Raw genomic sequence first — 18,433 nt, 5'->3', positions numbered from 1 at the left:
AATGGAATACGACCTCACGATAACGAAGCTCCTGGAGCGGGCCCGCGACCTCTTCGACCACAAGGAGATAGTCACCGCGCTCCCGGACGGCAGCACACACCGCTACACGTACGGCGACGCCTACGAGCGCATCAGTCAGCTCGCGCACGCGCTGGACGACTACGGGATGGCGGACGGCGACCGCTCGGGCGTGATGGCGGTCAACCACTACCGTCACTTCGAGCTCTACTTCGGCCCCTCCTGCAGCGCGCGCAGCATCCACATGGTGAACCACCGGCTGCCGGAACACCACCTCGTCGAGATAATCGAGGAGGCCCAGGACCGGCTGATGTTCGTCGACCCGCAGTTCGTCGACGTCCTCGAACCCGTCGCGGACGACCTCGACAGCGTCGAGCAGTACGTGGTTCTCGGCGGCCACACCGACGTCCCGGACACGTCGCTGGAGTCGGTCACCGACTACGAGTCGTTCATCGACGGCTACGACACCGACTACGACTGGCCCGCCATCGACGAGGACACTGAGAGCGCGCTCTGTTACACGTCCGGCACCACCGGGCTGCCGAAGGGCGTCCAGTACACCCACCGGGGCCAGTTCCTGCACACGCTGATGCACAGCCACGTCGACGTGTTCGGCGTCAGCGAGACCGACACCGTGATGCCGGTGGTGCCGATGTTCCACGTCAACGGCTGGGGGCTCCCGTACACGACGACGTTTACCGGCGCGAAAATCGTGCTCCCGGGCCAGCGGACCGACCCGGACGAACTCCTCCCCCTGATAACCGAGGAGGCGGTTACCGTCGCGGCCGCGGTCCCGACCGTCTGGATGGAGGTCGACCGCCTCATCGAGGACGCCGACTATCTCGGTCCGGACGCGCTGGACTCGCTTCAGGACGTGCTCATCGGCGGGAGTTCCCCCCCGGCGTCGCTCATCCGGAAGTTCGACGAGGTCTACGACGCACCCATCAGTCAGGGCTACGGGATGACTGAGGCCTCGCCCCACCTCGCGAACACACTGATGACGACGGAGATGCGGGAACTGCCCGAAGCGGAACGGGACCGTCTCCGGATGAAAGCGGGCATCCCCGCGCCGGGCGTCCAGGTTCGACTCCGCGACGAGAGCGGGGAGCCGGTGCCCCACGACGGCGAGACGCCCGGCGAAGTGCAGGCACGGGCCCCGTGGCTTGCCGGCGAGTACTACCAGCGCCCGGACGCGACGCGAACGTCGTTCACGCAGGACGGGTGGTTCCGGAGCGGCGACATCGCCACCGTCGACGAGTACGGCAATCTCGACGTGGTCGACCGCCTCGACGACGCCATCAAGAGCGGCGGCGAGTGGATTTCAAGCATCGAACTGGAGAACGCCCTCGTCGGTCACGATGGGGTCGAGGAAGCCACCGTCATCGGCGTGCCCCACGACAAGTGGCAAGAGCGCCCAGTTGCGTACGTCGTCGCAGCCGACGCCGTGACCGCCGAGGACCTCCGGGACTACCTGCTCGCGGAGTTCCCGAAATGGTGGCTCCCGGACCGCTTCGAGTTCATCGACCAGGTGCCCAAGACAACCACTGGGAAGTACAACAAGAAGCGACTCGCCGAACGCTTCGAGGCGGAGTACGGGTCGCTGCCTATCGAGGAGTAGGGCGGCGACGCGAGCGCCGCAGAGTTAGAACTGGTAGTCGTCTTCGCCGTCGAGGTAATCGAAGAGGTCCGGGCTGGCACCGAACTCAAGGACGTTCGTCATCACACTCGTGCGGACGTTCAGCACCGTCTTGCCGTGGTTCTTGTAGAACTCGTGGAGCCAGCGCTCGCCGTGTTCACGCGTCGGAAAGAGCATGATAGACTTCCACTGGTACTCGCCGTCCGACAGGAAGTACATGAGCGTGTGTTCGTCGTCGCGGATTTTCTCCATCGTGTTGCGCCACGTGTCCGCGAAGTACTCGGGGTTGAACTTGAATTCGAACAGTTCGAATATGAAGTACTCCTCGTTTGGAACGATTGCTTCCCGGAACACACCCGCCTCACGCATGTTGCGGATGGACTCGTTGACAGTGACGTACGAGACATCGATGCCGTACTCGTCTTCGAGGATTTCGGCGAGGTCACGGGAAGAGATACTGGAGTTTTTCGCAAGCTCTCGGAGGATGTAGACGTCCCTCTCTTTGAAATCGTATGCCGGCGTATCGTTTGCCATACACACCTCTATCCGGGTACCGATGTTAAGATTCAGGAATTAGATACCGGCAGTTGACCGTTCTGCGAGGTCGTCAAATACGGCGTGATTGCGTCGGTTTCTCGCGAGTTGTACCCTTTCGGGTACGAGTTCTGCGCTTCTACGCCCCACCTTTGGTATAGCACTATACAATTTATACGTTCCGAGCGAATCATTCGTCATCAGCCGGAGATTACTATCGGTAATCAGATATCGACGTGAGGAGCACTGTTGTACCTGCTGCGTCGGACGGCCGGTGACCTGCAGAAGCCCGCTACGAATTGAACGTGTAGTCGGCGAGGTACTTGACCAGATAGAAGCCACCGACGAGGCAGACACTCATGACCACCAGTACAATCGCAATCATAAACAGGAGAACGAGGGCGTCGTTAGCCATCGAACCCACCCGCCCGAGATGTGTGGCGTCGGGAGCGCATACACTGCCTTTGACCTGGACACGCTAATGCGGCCGGGTTTCGAGCCACCGGCCACAGGTCGACGCCCGATAGTCACACCGCTCGACGCGAGCTAGACTGGACTCGTGACGAGTCGGGTACTAGAGCGTGCCATCCGTGCGACATTGTCGGCCCGCCTCAACAACTCTCACCCGCTCGACCAGGGCCGACCGACAGGTCAGCACGGGTAGTTCTGAGTGCTCTCGTGGCCTCACCGCCGATGGCTGTAGCAGTACTTCCCGGAACGTCTCCGATACGTGCCGGCGATACTTGAGTCGAAGTCTCATTCTGAAGCCGATGAGAATGCGGCGTCTTTCGTCCGGAGCATCAATCCGTGCCGAGGCGTAAATCGGGGATACGGAATGTCCCGGGGACTTCATCAATCGTCCGGATACCATCACTATAGCGAACCGGATTGGCGGAGCAGCAGAGACAGACTGTGTGATGTTGACACAGAATATTGGATTCTGGGACCACGCCGGAGCTGTCGGGAGTGCCGTGGGTATTTCAGAGTGCCTGTGAGACCAGTAGCGCCCAGTTGCCGTGCAAAAAGAGACTACCACCGGGGTCAGGCAGGCATTCACACTCTGGTTGACCCGGTGCGTCGACGGTATTGTACAGATTGTCGACCCGGTGGATTCCGCGCTGACACAATGACGAATGAGCCTCTTCCGACCGACTGCCTCAAGGGTCATATTCGTCTGCGTCGTGATAGTCAATCATCAGATTCGGATGTCCAAACGCAGTGCCTGAGACCATATTTTATTTGTGAGTGTGAGCCCACTCTCGCCAAAGCAGTCAGCGAATGTTCAGTTAGGGGGTGAAAGGGTGGCAAATAGGGTACTATACGCACAAATAAGTGTGTTTATCAGCGAGCTTGGGACTACATTGAAGTTCCAGGGATTCGAGGGGGTGATATGGCCAGTGACAGCGAGCGAGCGACGGTCCGGACGTACATCCCGGCCTACCAGAAGGACCAGTGGCAGACTCACGCCGAGGAACTGGACATGAGCCAAAGCGAGTTCGTCCGAACGATGGTCCAGGCGGGCCGGCGCGGGTTCGAACCGGCGGTCGAGAATGACGGTTCGGACTCCGAAGAGAGCGAGGCCGAGGAACCCCGTTCTCCGGACGCTACCCCTGGGGGTGACGCTCTGAAAGACCGGGTGCGCGACATCCTCTCTGACGGCGACTACTACGAGTGGGACGACCTCCTCGCGGAACTGACCGACGACATCAAGGAACGTCTCGAAGAGACACTGCAGGAACTGCAGTCCGAAAACGAAGTCCAGTACAGCGGGCGACACGGGGGGTACGTTCAGGACGAATGAGCACGGATGCGACTGCGCCCGACGCCGACTCGGACCCCGTCGGGTACTTCCTCGACGACATCACGTACCACGGGAAGAGCGACCGGACCCGGGCGTCCTACGAGCGGGTGCTCCGGGACTTCGAGTCCTACCTGACCGACGGTCGCCAGCCGGTTCCCGTCCGGGAGGCGTCACATCGCGACTGCATGGCATATGTCCACAATCTCCGTGGTACCGTCGAGGAGAGTACCGTCGCGACCTACGCCTCCTACCTCCACCGGTTTTTCGCGTACATGACGCAAGTGGGAGTCTTCGAATCGAATCCGATGGCGCTGGTCGTAGAGGAGATGGACGAGTCCATCAACACCGACCCGACCCGCCGGGAGATAGACCTCCCGTCGATGCGTTCGTTCGTCGACCGTGTCTCCCACCCCCTCGAGCGGGCTGTCGTCGTGACACTGCTGAAAACCGGCATGCGGGCCGGCGAACTGTGTAACCTCGACGTCCGGGACCTCAACCTCGACACGCCCGGCCCCAGACCGGATGTCTCGGTTCGAGCGGGACTCGAAGGGCGTCCGGATTCGCTGTTCGTCGCGACGGAACCGACCCGCGGCGAGAAAAGCAACGGTGAACGGCGGACGGCGTCGAACAAGCGCAAGCGCGAGACGACGGTCCCCGTCGACACGGAACTGGCGTCCGTGCTGCGGCGCTGGCTCGCGATTCGCCCGGATACGCAGTCGGCTGCGGAACCGCTGTTCGTGTCCACGAGCGACAGCTGGGGGGTGCGTCTCACCCCGAACATGGTCCATCACATCGTCGAGTCACACGCCCGCGAGTTCGGGTGGTACACCGACGGCGGAGGTGCCGAAGAGAACGTCACTCCACACTACTTCCGGCACTTCTTCACGACGCACCTCCGAGACCGTACCGGAGACCGCGGCGTCGTCAAGTATCTCAGAGGCGACGTGGCACAGGACGTCATCGATACGTACACTCACGAATGGGGCACCCGCATCAGAGACGTGTACGAAGCCGAAATCTACTCACTGCTGTGAGGGTACGGTGGGTTCTCGGTGTTCCTGTCAGCGTTCGTGACGGTCTGCAACACACTCGTAAACGCTATAGCGCTATACAAAATAGGGCGTGCTGGTCCCGTGTGTTCGCCCATGGCGCGAGGGGCGCACACCAGATTTACGGGGCGGCGGACGAATGACCAGTTATGGTTCTTGACCTCCGGGTCAAGGCGCATGACCCCATTTGCCCCGTCTCTCGGCGGCGATTGAACGGGCTGCCACACCGGAGATTCGCAACTCGTACGACGCCGACACGTTCTTCTCGGACTCGTTCGTCCGGCGCCACACCGAGTTCGAGTCGGTCGACGAGTTCTGTCGAGCCGGCCCGTGCGAGCGTGATTCCCCCGGTGGCATCCAGCGCCTCTCCGCCGAGGACCGCGACGAATTCGTGGCGGCGACGACCGAGTTCGAGACGTGGTCCGAGATGAAAGAGAGCGCGGCCGTGACAGACCTCGTCACGCTCACCAATACCTGATTACCCCAGCTCCGGAACCGCGGCGAGCGCGTGATACAGCGCGAAGCTGACCGCGGCACCACCGACCATAGAGACAATCCACGCTCCGACCGTGTAGCCGGTCTCCCTGGGAGAGACGCCGTTCGACTCGGACGAGCCGGCGACGAGACCGACCAACAGCGCCCCTTTGAGGGTCGAGATGGCGTTCGCGCCGACGGCCGGCGCGATGGGGGCGGAGTTGCTGTTCGCCCCGACGGTAAACGCCATGAACAACGAGGTGACGAGCGCGACGACGACAATTACGATGCCCGAGGACATCCGTGGCGGCGACGCTTGCTGCGGTGATTGACGGCTCAGTCGTTAGTGCCTTGATGTTCAGCCTCGTTACTAGTTGGGGGTACAACGGGGCCCGGAGGCAACGCCACTATCGGTCCACTTCCTGCCAGTACCGACCATTCTTCGTCACAGTGTACCGATGCCGTGACCTCGGTTCTCGTGGCGTCCAACGGCCCACAGCCGGGGTGGAACCCCACGACGGGGACCGGGACCGGTACTGTCCGGAGCGGCGGCGTATATAAACACCCTTTCGGAACAAAGCGGTGTTGACCGGTAACTAAAACACTTATTGTTGTTACCGAACGATACGGTAGCATGTCAACGACGCCTGCGCAGGACGGCACGCAGTGGTTCCTGCATACATGGCGAGACCACATCCTGGAGCCGATAGAGACGGCGCTCTCCGTGCTCGACGTGGAACACACGGAGTTGACGGCCGAGCAGGACGGTCTCGAAGAGTTCCTCGAGCGGTTGCGTGCCGTCGACCCCGCCGAACAGCCCTCCTCCCCCGTCGGCGCGCGCCAGCAGTCCGCCTCCGACCCCGTCGAGAGACTACGTGACGCCTACGCGGACACGGTCCTCGCTGTCGACCACTACGAGTCCGTCTACGACGAGTCGCTGGTCGAGAACGTCGCCATCGAGTTCGGGCCGGACTACGCGGCGCTGTTTCACCCCGAGACGAACGTGCGGTTTTCGCCCCCGCTGAAGCAGTCGCTGGTCGCTGCGGCCGAACAGGCTGTCGACGAACGGGCCGCGCTTGACCGCGCTGTGCGGCTGGAACAGGAGGCTATGCGGGAGCACCGAAGCAGCCTCCAGGGGATACTCGATGCGCTCGATAGCACCGTCGTGCCCGAGTGGTACCGCGAGACGTTCCGGAACGACGTCGGGGCGCTCCTGGAGGACCGCCAGGAACAGCTCCACTCCAGCGTCCACCGGTTCGAGACACACGAGTTCTGCGCGTACATGTACGAGGAGCAACTCTGGACGTACCCGGTGTTGACCAGCCTCGCACGGTTCCAGGAATCAGTCGACAGTTGACGGCGGTCCACACCGGCTCCGCACGGGAACTGTCCGACCGGCCGACCGGGGCAGTCAGAGGACGACGACATGCCTGGTGCGTTCTGTGACAGGTGACATCGGACAACACCGTTCACTGTCGCGACGAACATATTCGCCCCGCTTCCTGCGGAATGAGAGCACGGTTCCCCATATATACAGGTAGGTCTTCGAGTTGCAGCCGTGAGCTATCATGGAAACGCGTAGAACATTCGTACGTGGCCTGGGCGTCGCGGCCGGCGTCGCCCTGGCCGGCTGTTCGTCGAGCGGCGGGTCAGAAAGTAGCGGTGACGGCGACTCGGGCGGCGGCAGCGACGGGTCAGACGGCGGCGACACCGAAACGAGCGGCGGTGGCGGCGGGTCCGAGTGGACCCAGACGAGCACCGTCGAGATGACGGACGAACTGGCCTACGAGCCGAAGAAAATCCAGGTCGAGGCGGGCACGACGGTCACGTTCGAGAACGTCGGCAGCATCGGCCACACAGTGACGGCCTACGAGGACAGGATTCCCGACGGCGCGACGTACTTCGCGTCCGGCGGGTTCGACTCCCAGCAGGCCGCGAAAGACGGCTACAGCAACGGCACAGAGGGAAACATCCCGGAAGGCGAGAGCTACGAGGTCACGCTGGAGACGACGGGCACCTACGAGTACTACTGCATCCCCCACGAGATGAACGGGATGGTCGGCCAGATAAAGGTGGTCTGACATGAGCGAGAACGAAACCCCACGCGACCCGAACGAAGTACTCGAAGAGTACGAAGAAACGCTCGATTCCGTGCTCGCGGAGGTCGAGGCCCCGGAGGAGGCGGCCGAGGACGACGACCTCTCGCTCGGCCTGCCCGGCCTCTCGCTGGGCCGCCGTGACTTCATGAAAGCCGGCGTGGCCGCCGGTGCGATGGGGTCGGTGGCCGGCTGTTCGGGGCTGACCGGCGGCGACGGCAGCGCCGCCAGCCAGTCGACGCCGTCGAGCGGCGGCGCGAGCCACACGGTCGAGCCGGGCGAACACGACGAGTACTACGGCTTCTGGTCGGGCGGCCACTCCGGCGAACTGCGGGTCGTCGGCATCCCGTCGATGCGGGAACTGACGCGTATTCCGGTGTTCAACACCGACTGTGCGACGGGCTATGGCTTCACCGACGGTACACAGGAGATGCTCGAAGAGGGCGGCGGCTACTCCTGGGGTGACAACCACCACCCGAACCTCTCGGAGACGGACGGCGACTACGACGGCGAGTACCTGTACGTCAACGACAAGGCGAACGGCCGCATCGCCCGCGTGAACCTCACGTACTTCGAGACGGACGCCATCACGGACGTGCCGAACATGCAGGCCATCCACGGCTGCTGTGTCCTCTCGCCCGACACGAAGTACGTGCTCGGCAACGGCGAGTTCCGCGCGCCCCTGCCCAACGACGGGGGCGACGTGGCGAACCCCGACAACTACACGTCGCTGTTCGTCGCCGTCGACCCCGAGTCGATGGAGACGCAGTGGCAGGTCACGGTCGACGGGAACCTCGACATCGTCGACACGGGCAAGGAAGGCCGGTGGGCCATCGCCTCCTGTTACAACAGCGAGGAGGCCACCGACATCCAGGGGATGACCCGCGACGACCGGGACAACGTCAAGGCCTTCGACATCCCGGCCATCGAGCAGGCCGTCGAGAACGGCAACTACGAGGAGGTCAACGGCGTCCCCGTCGTCGACGGCACCCAGAGCAGTTCGCTCAATCAGGGCGACCGCCCGGTCGTGAAGTACATCCCGACGCCGAAGAGCCCCCACTGCGTCGAGGTCGGTCCGAACGGCGACTACGCCTTCATCGCCGGGAAGCTCTCCCCGACGGTGACGATGCTGGACCTGGAGGCGCTGGCCGACTCCTCCGACCCCGAGGAGGTCGTCGCCGGGCGGCCGCGCGTCGGGCTCGGACCGCTGCACACCACCTTCGACGGGAACGGCCACGCCTACACGTCGCTGTTCATCGACTCCCAGGCCGTCAAGTGGGACATCCAGGCGGCCGTCGAGGCCGAAGAAGGGTCCGAAGACCCGATCATCGAGAAGCAGGACGTCCACTACAACCCCGGGCACATCCAGGCGCTGGAGGCGATGACGACCGACCCGGACGGCGAGTGGCTGGTCAGCCTCAACAAGCTCTCGAAAGACCGGTTCCTCCCGGTCGGTCCCATCATGCCCGACAACGACCAGCTCATCCACATCGGGCAGGGCGAGGAGTCGATGGAACTGGTCGCGGACCACCCGGCCTACCCCGAGCCACACGACTGCGTCTTCGCCCACAAGGACAAGATAGACGCCAAGAAGGTCTACGACAAGAGCGACTACGAGCAGACCTACATCACCGAGGAGGACTCCGGCGTCGAGCGCACGGGCGAGAACAGCGTCCACGTCAAGATGACGACCAAGCGCTCGGAGTACGGCCTGCCGGACTTCACGGTCCAGGCGGGCGACGAGGTCAGGCTGTCGACGACCAACATCGAGGGCGTGCAGGACATCATCCACGGCGTCGCCATCCCCGAACACGACATCAACTACGCCGTGGCACCCCAGGACACCCGCGAGGTCACGTTCACGGCCGACGACCCCGGCGTGTACTGGATATACTGTACGTACTTCTGTAGCGCCCTGCACCTGGAGATGCGCAGCCGGATGATAGTCGAACCGGCGGAGGACTAGCCGCGCCACCCTTCCGGAGGTGTCCAGTCATGGAACGACCCACCCTCGACGACTTCCGCGAGGTCAGGCGGGGCCTCCCCGTGCTAGCGGCGGCGCTGTTCGTCGCGGCGCTGGCGTTCCCGATGTGGCACATCAGCGTCGACGCCGTCCAGTACCCCAGCACGACGCTGCACGTCAATCTGTACGCCTACCCGCGGCTGACCGGAGACTACACCGAGATGGCCCGGCTGAACCACTACATCGGGTTCTACTTCCCGGACCCGGTGTTCCTCGAACCGAACTACCCGGTGGAGGCGCGGGCCATCGACGTGCCCGAGTGGTCGCTGGGGCCGCTGGCCTTCGTCGCCGTCTCGCTGCTGTCGGTGTTCGTCGCCGTCGCGCCCACCGCCGAGAAGCTCAAGCGCGGCCTGACCTACCAGTTCGCCGGGACGGTGCTCGTGTTCACCGTCATGCTCGCCGACATCCAGTTCCGGCTCTGGCAGGCCGGTCACACGCTCGACCCCGACGCGCCCGTGATGGGCGTCACCGGCTTCACGCCGCCGCTGTGGGGCCGCTACCAGGTCGCCAACATCACCAGCGTCTCGCGGTTCGCCGCCGGCGCGTACATGGCCGCCACGGCCGTCGGACTGCTCGCGGTCGCGTACTACTACCGCCACCAGTCCGTGACCTTCGGCGACCTCCCGGCGCGGCTACGGGACGGACTGGGCGGCCTTCCCGAGGCCGTTCGTGACCGCCGCGGCCGCGACGGCGACGACGAGGACGACGCCCCGCACCGCCCGACGACTACCGCACCGGAGACCGACCACTCATGAGTCCACTGTCCCACGATTTCGAGCGCGCGTTCGCCGTCGGCACCGCGGCACTGCTCGTGCTGTCGGTCGTCGCCGTCGGAGTCGCCAGCGCCGACAGCACCCGCGACGACCTCGCCTTCGACCCCGACGTCCCCGACACCGGGTCGTTCAGCGCCCCGACGGCCGACGGCACCGCGACGGTCGACGGCGAGACCTACGACAGCGCACAGGCGGCGGTCGACGCCGCCGACCCAGGTGACACTGTCCGGCTCGACGGCCGCTTCGACGAGACCGTCGCCGTCGACACGGCGAACCTCACGCTGGCCGGGAGCGGGCCCGGAACGGCGCTGCTGCACGGCGACGGCGAGGGCGACGTGCTCACCGTCGACGCGCCGGGCGTCACCGTCGCCGGCCTCTGGGTCCGCAACAGCGGGTACAGCACCGCCGAGAACGACGCCGCGGTCTACGTGAACGCCAGTCGCGTCACCGTCCGCGACAGCCGCGTCACGGACATGACCTTCGGCGTCTGGCTGAACGGCGTCAACGACGCCCACATTGTGAACAACACCGTCGTCGGCCGGGCGGACATCGCCCGCCTGACCGACCGCGGCAACGGCATCCAGATATGGAAGACCGAGGACAGCGTCGTGCGGAACAACGACATCACGGCGGTCCGGGACGGCATCTACTACAACTGGGCCAAGGACGTGGTCACCAGCGGCAACGCGATGTGGGACCTCCGCTACGGCGTCCACTACATGTACTCCGACGACTGCGCCCTGCGGAACAACACGGCCTTCGACAACGACGCCGGCTACGCGCTGATGGTGTCGAAGCACCTCGTCGTCGCCGACAACGTCGCGGTGAACAACACGGGCCAGTCCGGCCACGGCATCCTCGTCAAGAGCATCGACGACACGGACATCCGCGGGAACCATCTCGTCGGCAACGGCAACGGGCTGTTCGTCTACAACTCCGTCAGCAACCGTATCGTCGGCAACCTCGTCGCCGGTAACGACGTCGGCGTCCACATCTCCGCCGGCAGCACCGAGGAGACGGTGTACAACAACAGCTTCGTTCGGAACGACCGGCCGGTGCTCGCGGTGATGAACGACCAGGTCCACTGGAACGAGAGCGTCGGCAACTACTGGTCGCGAGCGAACCCGACCGACGTCGACGACGACGGCGTCGGCGACACGCGCTACAAGCCGGCCGGGACGGTCCAGCAACTGACCGCCGAGCAGCCCGCGGCGCGGGTGTTCGCCAGCAGCCCGGCGTTCGACGCCGTCCGGCTGGCCGAGTCGTCCGTCCCGGTCGTCCGGTCGCCCGGCGTGGTCGACGCCCGCCCGCTCACCGAACCGCCCCACGAGGACTGGAGGAACTACTATGAACGTGATTGAGGTCGACGACGTATCGAAAGCCTACGGCGACGTGCAGGCGCTCGACGGGCTGACCCTCGCGGTCGAACGGGGGACGACCCTCGGCGTGTTCGGCACGAACGGGGCCGGCAAGACGACGCTGTTCAAGCTGCTCGCCGGGCTGAACCGGCCCGACGAGGGCAACGTCTCCGTCGCCGGTACGGACCCGACCGACGAGACCGCCGTCCGCGAGCGGGTGCGCTACCTGCCGGAACACGCCGGCTTCCCGCCGAGCCTCACTGGCCGCGAGATACTCCGTTTCCACGCTCGGATGCGCTCGGTTCCCCGCGAAGACCGGGCCCGCCACGTCGAGCGCATCCTGCACACCGTCGGGCTCGCGGACGCGGCGGACCGGCGCGTGGGCGGCTACTCCAACGGGATGAACCGCCGGCTCGGGCTCGGCACGGCGCTGGTCGGCGAGCCGGCCGTGCTCGTCCTTGACGAGCCGACCGCCGGTCTCGACCCCGACGGCATCCGGGCGTTCCACGGGGTCGTCGAGGCCCTGGCGACCGAGACGGACGTGACCATCGTCTTCTCCTCGCACGCGCTCGGGGAGATACAGCGACTCTGCGAGGAGGCGGTCGTCGTCGCCGACGGACGGGTGGCGGCGGCGGGACCCGTCGAGGAACTCCGCCGCGCCGCCGCCGACGAAGTGACGCTGTCGCTGTCGCTCGCCTCCGAGTCGACGGCAGTGGACGCGGCGGCCCTGCTCCGAGACCACGGTTCCGCGACGAGCGTCGCTCGCGCGGGAACCGACGTGACGGCCACGGCCGCGCCGGCCGACGCCTACGACCTGCTCACCGCCGTCGGCGGGACCTGCGACATCGACCGCTTCGAGGTCCGCGAGCCCGGGCTGGAGGCCGCGTTCCACGAGGCCGTCGGGGCGGCTGACGGCGACGACCGCACCGGTGCCGACAGTACGGCGACTGCAGCCACCGAGGACGCGGGAGGTGAGCCGGCGTGAGCGAGGACGGTTCCCCGACGGACCCGGCCCCCGACGGCGGCGTCTCGGCCGAGACCCCGGCCACCCGGTTGCACGACGGCGGAACCGAGCGCAGCGAGTCGGCGCTCGCGGGCCTCGCCGACAGCAGCCTGTTCACCCTCGCTCGCCGGGAGTACCGGTTGGCGGTCCGGAGCCGGTGGGCGCTCGGCGTCGCGCTGCTTTTCGGCCTCTTCACCACTGCCGTCGTCCAGTTCGGTGCGAGCGCGGTCGGCCCGGGCCGCTTCGACGCGGTCGTGGCGACCATCGCGGAACTGGGCGTCTACCTCGTCCCCCTGACCGCGCTGGCGGTCGGCTACGACGCCGTGGTCGGGGCCGACGAGCGCGGGTCGCTGGAACTCCTGCTCGCGCTCCCGGTGACCAAAGGCCGTGTGGTCGTCGGCACCGCCGTCGGGCGGGCGGCAGTGCTGGCCGGCGCGATGTTGCTCGGCTTCGTCCCCGGCGCGCTGTTGACCGTCCGCTACCTCGGTATCGGCAGCGTCGGTCCCTACGCGACCGTCGCCCTCGCGGCGGTGCTGACCGCCTGTGCGATGCTGGGCGTGGCGGTGCTGGTCTCGACGGTCGCGCGGACGAAGACCCACGCGCTCGGAGCCGCGCTTGCCATCTGGCTGTGGGTCGCGCTGTTGCACGACTTGGTGGCGCTGGGTGCCGTCGCGGGCTTTGACCTCGGCTCTGGCGCAGTCGCCGCGGCGATACTGCTCAACCCCGTCGACTGCTTCCGCGTGCTCGCGCTCACGCAGGTGGACGTGGTCGCCGGCGGCTTCGGCGGCGTGCTGGCACAGGCCGGACTGACCGCGCCGGCGGTCGCCGCGGCGCTCGCGGCGTGGGTCGTCGTGCCCGTCGGCGTCGCCGCGAAGCTCATCGGGCGGCGGCGGCTCTGAACCGCCGTCAGACCGACTGCAGCGCCGTCGCGTCCGGGTCCTCGAACAGCCCGGCGACCCGTTTCGTCGTCTCGGTCCGTTCGTGGGCGTTTTCGAGGAGGACGGTCTCGCTGGGGAACAGCTGCTCGCCGAGTTCGAGGCCGTGGTCGCGGGCCGTCGACCCCGTGACGGTGAGGTAGACGCCGAGACCGGTCGCCGCGATGCCCGCTTCCTCCTCGCTTTCCTCGGTGGGGTACGTGAATGAAACCCCGTCGAGCGCGCTCGTCCCGAGGACGGCCTCGACGAGCCGCTCGTAGCGGGGCGAGATACAGAGGTCGCCCTGGTAGTTGGTGACGAAGGTCCGGTCGAGAGGCCGGTCCTGGGTGTCGAGCACCTCCGGCGTCGCAAGCAGCGTGTGGTACACCGTATCCCCCAGCCCGGTCACCACGCGAACGTCGGTGTCGAGCGGGTCGATGCGGTCGTTGATTTCGTCGATGGCGGTCAGCGGGTCGTCGCGGAGCTGGACGACCTCCTCGAGGACGAGGTCGGCGCTGTCGAACCCGAGCGCGAACTCGTGGGTCCGCAGGGCGCGAAACGGCTCCTCGCGGCCGACCAGTTGCACGTCGCCGTGGTCGGTCGGGACGGTGACGCTGTCGAAGACGATGCGCCGCGGCATCCCGTCGCGGTCGTCGCGCAACAGCGTGTACTCCGGCTTGTACGGCTCATCGAGCGAGGAGTAGTCGCTGATGCGGTGGTACACGTCCGCGACCGCGTCCTGTTTGCCCTTGGTGACGGCCTTCTCGTAGCGGAGCGTCGAGATTATCTCGTCGGCCAGGTCGGCGGTTCCCGTGGGCCCGGCGAGTCGCTCAAGCACTGCTTCGAGGGGCCGGCCCTTGCGCGGCACGGCCACTCTCGTCGTCGTCATTATGCAGGCACAGACGGGGGACCGGTAAAACGAGTTCGGTTAATCGCCGCCGCCGATGACCGACGACAGCTGCTCGCGCCACTCCTGGAGGTCCTCTATCTCTGACTCGGTTTCTTCGAGCCGGTCGGCGAGTTCGCCCTCGCGGACGGCTTCGATGTCGTCTTCGAGGTCGTCGAGGCGTGTCTCGACGCTCTCGACCTCCTCGGAGAGTTCCTCGACCTGCTCCGAGGCGTCGGTGGCCGTACTCGTCGCCGACTCGACCTCGTCCTCGAACCCGGCCAGTGTCTCCTCGAACGAGTCGAGGCGCTCGCCGAACTCCCGAATCATGTCCTCGCCGGTCCCGTTCTCTTCGAGGAATTCTTCGAGGGCGTCGGTGTAGGCGCGGAGGTCGGCGATGTCGCTCTGGATGCGCTGAATCCGGGCGTCGTTGACGCCGCCGGTGTCGCTGCCGTCCTCGGAGACGGCGTCGAGCGCGCGCTTGAGCAGTTTCACGTCCTCCGGGGCGACGTTCTGGTCGCGGATTTCCTGTGCCATCGTGGCGACGACGGCCCCGGACTGGACCTCGGAGTCGGCCGGTGCGGCGTTGCTCTCGGCCGGGGCCTCGACGCCCGAGTCGGCGTTGTTCGGGTCCGAGAGGTCGAGCGTCTCGATGTCCTCCTCGTCCTCGTCTTCGAGGCCGGGCACGCTGTCGGCGTCACCGGCGATGACGTCCCGGACGGCGTCGTCGCCGCCCCCGACGAGGTCCTCCTCGTCCTCGTCCAGCGGGGGCTCGACGCTCTCGATGTCGGGCTCTGTCAGGAACTTCTCGACGTCGTCGGTGCCCGTCGCACGGATGCCGTAGACGGTCGTGTAGTCGGCCTCCGGCTCCAGTTCCTTCTCGAAGGCGATGCGGTCCTCGTTGATGTCCCAGTACTCGCTGCCGTACTCCGGGTGAAAGCCCAGGTCCTCGACGGCCACGTCCTCCGGGACAGTGTCGACCAGCCGGACCGTCACCGGAGCGGACCGGCGTGACGTGAGGTTGAACGCAATCGCGGGCACGGGGAACTCGTCCGCTTCGAACCGCTTTGTCACCGTCACGCCGTCCGAACTGACAGTGACTTGGTCGTAGGCTTGAGAATTGCTCATGGTCAGTATGGTTTCAGCAATAGTATTAAAGGTACGTACCCGACCAACATTTACGTCTTTTTTCTTCCCGACGCCGGTTAATATAACTGAGCGGGAAATAGCTCAGTAATGCGGACAGGTCGTAAACCGGGCATGGCGGCGGGTTCGCCTGCGTGGCGGTCGCGGACCGCTCTCAGGCCAGGTCGAATCGGTCGCCGATTTCAACGATTGAGAGCGTCGACGGATAGTCGAAACTGCTGGCGTGGTTGTGCAACACGGTCGGCTCGGTCGTCATCCCCTTCCACATGTCCCAGTGGGTCGGGACGAGCGTGTCCAGTTGCAGTTCGTTGGCGGCCTCGATTATCATGTTCTCGTCGTTGTACCACTTCGTCCGCACGGGCTCGCCGGTCTCCTTGTCGTCGATGTTCCCGACCGTCCCGAACGCGAGGACGCCGACGTCGATGTCGTACCGTTCCCCGACGGATTCGAACTCGCCGGGGCGGGCGTCGCCGCCGTGGAAGAACGTGCCCGAGTCGTGCTCGAACACGTACGACACGGGGTGGTCGGCGTCGGGGTCGTTGGCCGGCTCGACGTGGACCGTCAGGTCGCCGATGTCGAGCGTGTCCCCCTCCGAGACCTCGTGGAGCTGGTCGTCGGTGACGGCGTAGTTCTCCAGCCACGCCTCCTCCCGGACGACGTCGTGGCCGCTGTCGGTCGTGTAGTAGTCCGCGCCCGTCCCGGCGAGAATCGGGGCCTGGGACGGCCCGTGGACGTGGTCCGTGTGTTCGTGGGTGCCCAGGACCGCGTCGCACTCGGTGACGTCCTCGGGGTTGAACGGCACCGGCACCATCCGCACGGTCCGTGGTGGGTCGCCGATGCCGAGATACGGGTCGACGAAGACGGTCGTGCCGCCGCTCGATTTCAACACGAAGCCGTTACAACCCAGGTACCACAGCGCCAGTCCGTCGGGGGTCGCCGACTCCACGTCGCGGAGGAGCCAGTCCGCCCAGTCGGATTCGACTGTCATGTCCGGAGATGCTACGCCCGGTCGCTAAGGTGTTTCGAAGACGCCGGTCGGCAGTGTGAGACGCCGGCCGACTCTCGGCGTCTGAGAACCGGGGCCTCAGTTTATTTCCTAGCTGTGTGAAACGTCACCTGTATGTACGACAGCATCCTCCTTGCGTCCGACGGCACAGCGGCATCGACCAACGCCGAGTCCCACGCGATTACCCTCGCAGGAGACCACGACGCGACCCTCCACGTGGTGTACGTCGTCGACGAAGACGTGTACACGGCCTACAGCGGCGACGAGTACGTCGACGAGTCGGAGGGGCCGGAACACGGCCTCGAAGAGACGGGACAGGAGACGCTGGCCCGGATACGGGCCGACGCGGAGGCGGCCGGCGTCGAGGTGACGACGACCCTGAAACACGGGCGGCCGGCCGAATCCATCATCGACGCCGCCGACGAGGTCGACGCCGACGTGCTCGTCCTCGGGACCAAGCGCCGGCCGGCGGAGTACCGGAGCCTCCTTGGCAGCATCACGGACAAAGTGCTCAGGCTGACCGAGCGGCCGTCGGTCGTGGTAAAGACCGAAGTCGAGGAGTGACGACCCGACGGGTCCCTCCCGGGCGGTAACTACCGTCGGGGCCGGCGCGTTCGACCGGCGATACTCCGGAAAACGGCTCAGTCCTCGCAGCAGCCGCCGGCCTTCTGGCCGAAGTCGACGGCCAGTTCCTCGGAGACGATTTCGTTGAGTTCCTGCAGACGAAGTTCGAGTTCGTTCTGAGCCTCCAGGTAGTCGCTCATCACGGGGATGTCGTGGAGCTCCTCCTGCTTTTGCTGGACCTTCCGGAGGTCCTCCTGGGAGGCGTTGCCGGTCTGGCGGGCGAGCATGAACTCCTCGCGTATCTGCTCGAACTCCTTGATGGCCGCCTGGGCCTCGTCGTGGTTCTCGACGGCGTCCTTGGTCTCCTTGAATCGCTGGTACACCGGCAGTTCGGCTATCGCTTCGCCGAACTCCGTGGCGAGCGCCTCGACGTGGTCACCGTCGATATCAGCGGCGGTATCAGTCTCGATGCTCATCACGCCAGGCTATGGACTCGGGCGGTATAGGCCTGCCGAAACCGGTGTGCGACGGACCGGTGAGACCGGGGACTCGACAGTCCCATTGCTTCAAGTCCCCTCGCGGAGTTGACAGGCTATGCAACTGCTCGACGGTATCGCCGCCATACTCGCCGTCTTCCTCTATCTCCTCATACTGGCAGTGCTGTCGTTCGGAATCCTGTTCGGCATAGCCGCCACGATGGGCGTCGTCGGGTCGGTGCTCTCGGTGCCGCTCCTGTACGTCCTGCCGGACGTGCGCCGGTTCCTGCTCCTCGCGTCCGGAGGCGCGCCCGACGACCGGACGCCGCCGTGGCGCGTCGCCTTCCGACTCCGGTACCTCCTCCTGTCGGCGGTCTTCGGGGTCGGCTACGGCGTCGTCTTCCTGCTTCTGTTCATCCCGGTCCGTGAACTGGGCTTGATACGCGCCAGCGTCGGTCCCGTACCGCTGTTGGTTGGCATTCCCCTGTCTTTCGTCGCGGTGGCGGTGGCACTGGCGGTCGGTATCCAGCGGTCGTCGAGCGCCTGGACGGACGCGACCGACAGCCGCTCGGTGCTGGTCCAGTGGGTCGTGTTCGTGACCATCGTCGTGACGCTCGGGACCGCCGTGCCTATAGTGGCGTCGCGGCTCTAACCGGCCGCGTCTCTCGGTATCGCC

19 protein-coding genes and 1 pseudogene are annotated in these 18,433 nt (G+C 65.7%); 13 read left to right on the top strand and 7 right to left on the bottom strand.

What is annotated here, in order from left to right; all coding sequences use genetic code 11:
- Position 1: 1 nt before the first annotated feature.
- Positions 2-1,636 carry a long-chain-fatty-acid--CoA ligase gene (locus VI123_RS14980; protein ID WP_407067015.1) on the top strand — a complete coding sequence of 545 codons (1,635 nt, stop codon included), beginning with the start codon at positions 2-4 and terminating at the stop codon, positions 1,634-1,636.
- A gap of 24 nt (positions 1,637-1,660) precedes the next feature.
- Here VI123_RS14980 and VI123_RS14975 read toward each other — a convergent pair whose 3' ends face one another.
- Both VI123_RS14975 and VI123_RS14970 read right to left on the bottom strand, forming a co-directional pair.
- Positions 1,661-2,188: a winged helix-turn-helix domain-containing protein gene (locus VI123_RS14975; RefSeq protein ID WP_336338876.1), complete on the bottom strand. Its 528-nt coding sequence runs from the start codon at positions 2,186-2,188 to the stop codon at positions 1,661-1,663.
- Positions 2,189-2,480: 292 nt separating this feature from the next.
- Positions 2,481-2,603 carry a hypothetical protein gene (locus tag VI123_RS14970; RefSeq protein WP_336338875.1) on the bottom strand — a complete coding sequence of 41 codons (123 nt, stop codon included), beginning with the start codon at positions 2,601-2,603 and terminating at the stop codon, positions 2,481-2,483.
- Between the two features lie 975 nt (positions 2,604-3,578).
- Here VI123_RS14970 and VI123_RS14965 point away from each other — a divergent pair.
- The 3 genes from VI123_RS14965 to VI123_RS14955 all read left to right on the top strand — a co-directional run bounded on the left by VI123_RS14965 (position 3,579) and on the right by VI123_RS14955 (position 5,516).
- Complete coding sequence (locus tag VI123_RS14965; protein ID WP_336338874.1) at positions 3,579-3,989, top strand: DUF5805 domain-containing protein; 411 nt, start codon at positions 3,579-3,581, stop codon at positions 3,987-3,989.
- The gene (locus VI123_RS14960; RefSeq protein ID WP_336338873.1) at positions 3,986-5,023 is read left to right on the top strand and encodes a tyrosine-type recombinase/integrase; all 1,038 of its coding nucleotides are present in this window, start codon (positions 3,986-3,988) and stop codon (positions 5,021-5,023) included. The genes VI123_RS14965 and VI123_RS14960 overlap by 4 nt, the downstream gene beginning before the upstream one ends.
- Before the next feature lie 202 nt (positions 5,024-5,225).
- Entirely contained in the window at positions 5,226-5,516 is a 291-nt protein-coding gene (locus VI123_RS14955) for a hypothetical protein (protein WP_336338872.1), read from the top strand.
- A 135-nt stretch (positions 5,517-5,651) separates the two neighbouring features.
- Here the strand turns inward: VI123_RS14955 and VI123_RS19330 are convergent.
- A pseudogene (locus tag VI123_RS19330) lies at positions 5,652-5,813 on the bottom strand (inorganic phosphate transporter); the annotation flags it as partial.
- Positions 5,814-6,146: 333 nt separating this feature from the next.
- Here VI123_RS19330 and VI123_RS14945 point away from each other — a divergent pair.
- From VI123_RS14945 to VI123_RS14915, 7 genes are all read left to right on the top strand, one after another.
- Positions 6,147-6,869, top strand: a complete 723-nt coding sequence (locus VI123_RS14945; RefSeq protein WP_336338870.1) for a DUF7260 family protein — start codon at positions 6,147-6,149, stop codon at positions 6,867-6,869.
- Between the two features lie 211 nt (positions 6,870-7,080).
- Positions 7,081-7,593 carry a plastocyanin/azurin family copper-binding protein gene (locus VI123_RS14940; protein WP_336338869.1) on the top strand — a complete coding sequence of 171 codons (513 nt, stop codon included), beginning with the start codon at positions 7,081-7,083 and terminating at the stop codon, positions 7,591-7,593.
- Between the two features lies 1 nt (position 7,594).
- Complete coding sequence (gene nosZ, locus VI123_RS14935; RefSeq protein WP_336338868.1) at positions 7,595-9,574, top strand: TAT-dependent nitrous-oxide reductase; 1,980 nt, start codon at positions 7,595-7,597, stop codon at positions 9,572-9,574.
- Between the two features lie 29 nt (positions 9,575-9,603).
- A complete protein-coding gene (locus VI123_RS14930; RefSeq protein WP_336338867.1) occupies positions 9,604-10,386 on the top strand; it encodes a hypothetical protein in 783 nt (260 codons plus the stop codon).
- Positions 10,383-11,765: a nitrous oxide reductase family maturation protein NosD gene (gene nosD, locus VI123_RS14925; RefSeq protein WP_336338866.1), complete on the top strand. Its 1,383-nt coding sequence runs from the start codon at positions 10,383-10,385 to the stop codon at positions 11,763-11,765. The genes VI123_RS14930 and nosD overlap by 4 nt, the downstream gene beginning before the upstream one ends.
- Complete coding sequence (locus VI123_RS14920) at positions 11,752-12,747, top strand: ABC transporter ATP-binding protein (RefSeq protein WP_336338865.1); 996 nt, start codon at positions 11,752-11,754, stop codon at positions 12,745-12,747. The genes nosD and VI123_RS14920 overlap by 14 nt, the downstream gene beginning before the upstream one ends.
- A complete protein-coding gene (locus VI123_RS14915; protein WP_336338864.1) occupies positions 12,744-13,664 on the top strand; it encodes an ABC transporter permease in 921 nt (306 codons plus the stop codon). Before VI123_RS14920 ends, VI123_RS14915 begins: the two co-directional genes overlap by 4 nt.
- A gap of 7 nt (positions 13,665-13,671) precedes the next feature.
- Here VI123_RS14915 and VI123_RS14910 read toward each other — a convergent pair whose 3' ends face one another.
- The 3 genes from VI123_RS14910 to VI123_RS14900 all read right to left on the bottom strand — a co-directional run bounded on the left by VI123_RS14910 (position 13,672) and on the right by VI123_RS14900 (position 16,699).
- Positions 13,672-14,568: a hypothetical protein gene (locus VI123_RS14910; protein WP_336338863.1), complete on the bottom strand. Its 897-nt coding sequence runs from the start codon at positions 14,566-14,568 to the stop codon at positions 13,672-13,674.
- Positions 14,569-14,607: 39 nt separating this feature from the next.
- Positions 14,608-15,693: a hypothetical protein gene (locus VI123_RS14905; RefSeq protein WP_336338862.1), complete on the bottom strand. Its 1,086-nt coding sequence runs from the start codon at positions 15,691-15,693 to the stop codon at positions 14,608-14,610.
- Positions 15,694-15,865: 172 nt separating this feature from the next.
- The gene (locus tag VI123_RS14900; RefSeq protein ID WP_336338861.1) at positions 15,866-16,699 is read right to left on the bottom strand and encodes an MBL fold metallo-hydrolase; all 834 of its coding nucleotides are present in this window, start codon (positions 16,697-16,699) and stop codon (positions 15,866-15,868) included.
- A gap of 132 nt (positions 16,700-16,831) precedes the next feature.
- On the opposite strand from VI123_RS14900, the gene VI123_RS14895 reads away from it, so the two are divergent.
- Complete coding sequence (locus tag VI123_RS14895; RefSeq protein ID WP_336338860.1) at positions 16,832-17,281, top strand: universal stress protein; 450 nt, start codon at positions 16,832-16,834, stop codon at positions 17,279-17,281.
- Between the two features lie 77 nt (positions 17,282-17,358).
- Here the strand turns inward: VI123_RS14895 and VI123_RS14890 are convergent, their stop codons facing one another.
- Complete coding sequence (locus VI123_RS14890; RefSeq protein WP_008309674.1) at positions 17,359-17,757, bottom strand: YlbF family regulator; 399 nt, start codon at positions 17,755-17,757, stop codon at positions 17,359-17,361.
- A gap of 118 nt (positions 17,758-17,875) precedes the next feature.
- Between VI123_RS14890 and VI123_RS14885 the strand changes: the two genes are divergently transcribed.
- The gene (locus VI123_RS14885) at positions 17,876-18,409 is read left to right on the top strand and encodes a hypothetical protein (RefSeq protein ID WP_336338859.1); all 534 of its coding nucleotides are present in this window, start codon (positions 17,876-17,878) and stop codon (positions 18,407-18,409) included.
- The last annotated feature ends 24 nt before the right edge of the window (positions 18,410-18,433 follow it).

This window comes from Haloarcula sp. DT43, from assembly GCF_037078405.1.
In the GTDB taxonomy this organism is placed as follows: Archaea; Halobacteriota; Halobacteria; order Halobacteriales; family Haloarculaceae; genus Haloarcula; species Haloarcula brevis.
This window is presented reverse-complemented; position numbering and strand designations above follow the sequence as displayed.

Bases quoted from the DNA above. Each gene is read 5' to 3' on its own strand.
- VI123_RS14980 (WP_407067015.1), top strand. From the start codon at position 2: ATGGAATACGACCTCACGATAACGAAGCTCCTGGAGCGGGCCCGCGAC.
- VI123_RS14975 (WP_336338876.1), bottom strand. From the start codon at position 2,188: ATGGCAAACGATACGCCGGCATACGATTTCAAAGAGAGGGACGTCTAC.
- VI123_RS14970 (WP_336338875.1), bottom strand. From the start codon at position 2,603: ATGGCTAACGACGCCCTCGTTCTCCTGTTTATGATTGCGATTGTACTG.
- VI123_RS14965 (WP_336338874.1), top strand. From the start codon at position 3,579: ATGGCCAGTGACAGCGAGCGAGCGACGGTCCGGACGTACATCCCGGCC.
- VI123_RS14960 (WP_336338873.1), top strand. From the start codon at position 3,986: ATGAGCACGGATGCGACTGCGCCCGACGCCGACTCGGACCCCGTCGGG.
- VI123_RS14945 (WP_336338870.1), top strand. From the start codon at position 6,147: ATGTCAACGACGCCTGCGCAGGACGGCACGCAGTGGTTCCTGCATACA.
- VI123_RS14940 (WP_336338869.1), top strand. From the start codon at position 7,081: ATGGAAACGCGTAGAACATTCGTACGTGGCCTGGGCGTCGCGGCCGGC.
- nosZ (WP_336338868.1), top strand. From the start codon at position 7,595: ATGAGCGAGAACGAAACCCCACGCGACCCGAACGAAGTACTCGAAGAG.
- VI123_RS14930 (WP_336338867.1), top strand. From the start codon at position 9,604: ATGGAACGACCCACCCTCGACGACTTCCGCGAGGTCAGGCGGGGCCTC.
- nosD (WP_336338866.1), top strand. From the start codon at position 10,383: ATGAGTCCACTGTCCCACGATTTCGAGCGCGCGTTCGCCGTCGGCACC.
- VI123_RS14920 (WP_336338865.1), top strand. From the start codon at position 11,752: ATGAACGTGATTGAGGTCGACGACGTATCGAAAGCCTACGGCGACGTG.
- VI123_RS14910 (WP_336338863.1), bottom strand. From the start codon at position 14,568: ATGACGACGACGAGAGTGGCCGTGCCGCGCAAGGGCCGGCCCCTCGAA.
- VI123_RS14905 (WP_336338862.1), bottom strand. From the start codon at position 15,693: ATGAGCAATTCTCAAGCCTACGACCAAGTCACTGTCAGTTCGGACGGC.
- VI123_RS14900 (WP_336338861.1), bottom strand. From the start codon at position 16,699: ATGACAGTCGAATCCGACTGGGCGGACTGGCTCCTCCGCGACGTGGAG.
- VI123_RS14895 (WP_336338860.1), top strand. From the start codon at position 16,832: ATGTACGACAGCATCCTCCTTGCGTCCGACGGCACAGCGGCATCGACC.
- VI123_RS14890 (WP_008309674.1), bottom strand. From the start codon at position 17,757: ATGAGCATCGAGACTGATACCGCCGCTGATATCGACGGTGACCACGTC.
- VI123_RS14885 (WP_336338859.1), top strand. From the start codon at position 17,876: ATGCAACTGCTCGACGGTATCGCCGCCATACTCGCCGTCTTCCTCTAT.